This window comes from uncultured Clostridium sp. (assembly GCF_937920395.1).
Lineage (GTDB): Bacteria > Bacillota > Clostridia > Clostridiales > Clostridiaceae > Clostridium_AD.
The window spans coordinates 1-2,107 of record NZ_CALEVF010000111.1 but is presented as its reverse complement, the minus strand read 5'-3'; the positions used below and the strand labels follow the sequence as shown (position 1 = coordinate 2,107).

At 33.3% G+C, this 2,107-nt stretch carries 3 protein-coding genes; all 3 read right to left on the bottom strand.

Annotation, left to right across the window (positions count from 1 at the left end):
- Positions 1-460 (bottom strand): ABC transporter permease (locus Q0649_RS09340; RefSeq protein ID WP_298840661.1); only part of this gene is annotated, 460 nt, incomplete at its 3' end.
- The gene (locus Q0649_RS09335) at positions 457-1,437 is read right to left on the bottom strand and encodes an ABC transporter ATP-binding protein (protein WP_298840657.1); all 981 of its coding nucleotides are present in this window, start codon (positions 1,435-1,437) and stop codon (positions 457-459) included. The genes Q0649_RS09340 and Q0649_RS09335, both read right to left, overlap by 4 nt.
- Positions 1,438-1,574: 137 nt before the next feature.
- Positions 1,575-2,030, bottom strand: a complete 456-nt coding sequence (locus Q0649_RS09330; RefSeq protein WP_298840664.1) for an Rrf2 family transcriptional regulator — start codon at positions 2,028-2,030, stop codon at positions 1,575-1,577.
- Positions 2,031-2,107: the final 77 nt, after the last annotated feature.

Sequence of the window (2,107 nt, the reverse complement as noted above, 5' to 3'; positions counted from 1 at the left end):
TAGCCGTGCCAATAACTAGTACCATTGATGTCCTTACTCCCGCCATAATAATAGGCATTGCAAGAGGCAATTGAACCTTGAAAAGTTGTTTGCGTCTATTCATCCCCATAGCTTCCGCTGCCTCAATTAATACCGGATCAATCTCTTTTATTCCGGTATATGTATTTCTAAGTATAGGCAAAATAGCATATATAACTAGGGCAATAACAGCTGGTAATTGTCCGATTCCTACAAGTGGTATAAGTATCCCAAGAATAGCAAGCGACGGTATTGTCTGAAAAATAGCCGCTATCTGTAGTAATGGTCCAGCGAGCCGCTTATGTCTTGTTATATATATACCAAGTGGTACTGCAATAAGTACTGCGATAAATATAGCTATAAACGAAATTTGCATGTGCTCAAGAAGTGCGGTCCCTAATTGCTGCCTACGCTGCATTAATGTTGAAATTAGATTATTCATGAGAGTTCACCACCTTTTTCAAGTTTAAGCGAGATAAATTTAATTAAGTGCTCATGATTTATAGTTCCAATAATTTCTCCCAAATGATTAACTGGAACGTCTTTCTCATTTCCCAATCGTTTAAGTAATTTCTCTATAGATTCAGTATCACTAATACTTAAATTACCATCGCCTAATTTGTAAAGGTTATAGAATCCAGCATCTAACATTTCCTTTACTTGATAAGGCTTATTAAATATAGAAGTATTATAAACATTACCCGACTTAAAAAACTTCTTGACAAAATCATTTTTGGGGTTTTTTAAAATATTTGTTGGTGTATCACACTGAACAATCTCCCCCTCTCTCATTACACAAATCCTATCGCCAAGAGCTAATGCTTCTTGCATATCATGAGTTACAAAAACAATAGTTTTTTTAATTTTCTTTTGCAGATTAACAATATCTTCTTGCAATTTTTTACGACTAATTGGGTCTAATGCACTAAAAGGTTCATCCATCAAAAGAATAGCTGGATCAGCTGCTAGTGCCTGAATTACTCCTATTCTCTGCTGCTCTCCACCAGAAAGTTCACTTGGTTTCCTATGACGATATTTATCAGGCTCAAGACCAACGCTTTCCAAAAGTGTTGTAATTCTCTCCTTAATCTTCCTCTTATCCCATTTTTTAAGTTCTGGTACAATAGCTATATTTTCTTCAATTGTCATGTGAGGAAAGAGCCCAATTTGTTGAAGTACATACCCTATGCCCCATCGTAATTCATGAATATTATATTCACTTATCTTCTTTTCATTTATATAAATTGTACCATCACTTAAATTTATCAAGCGATTTATCATTTTAAGTGTTGTAGTTTTTCCACATCCACTTGGTCCTATAATTACAAAAAATTCACCTTTTTTAATTTCAAGACTTAAAGAATTAACTGCTCTATTCCCACTAGGATAAATCTTTGATACATTATCAAATTTAATCATAATATAGCCTCCAATTCTTCTTTTACAATATCCCATGCAAAATATTAGAAATGTCATTACATACCTATTCTATTCTATTGTTTCTGATTATATTATAAATTAGTCTATTAATTAAAAAATGCTTTTCTATTTCTACCTTACCTTGATTTTAGATTATTAAACCATTCAACTGTTTCTTTTTTGTGCTCTGATGGTATTTTATTGCTAACCTGCTCATGCAACCATCCTAAAGTCTTATTGTTTAAATACATTCTCATCTTTTCTTCTGCTTCTAGCATGACAACTTTTATAAGACAAGGACATTTTGTATAAACATCAGGTAAATCTTTTTTATCTAGCAAAATCTCATTTTGCCTAATTTCTGCGCACTGAAATAAAGGTGTACTTCCTTCTATGGCCTGAACTATGTCCCAAAATGTTATACTTTCAGGATCACGTACTAACTCATATCCGCCATTAACACCTATAATTGATCTTACAATGCCTGCTTTTCTTAATTTAGTATAAACTTTTGATAAATAAGTTTCTGATACTCCTTGAAATGCTGCTAAGTCTTTAATTCCAACAGCCTTACCTGATGGAATGTCTATCATATATAATAAACAATGTAATGCATACTCTACACCAGATCGGAAGAGCGTCGTGTAGGGAAAGAGTGTCTCTGCAGTGT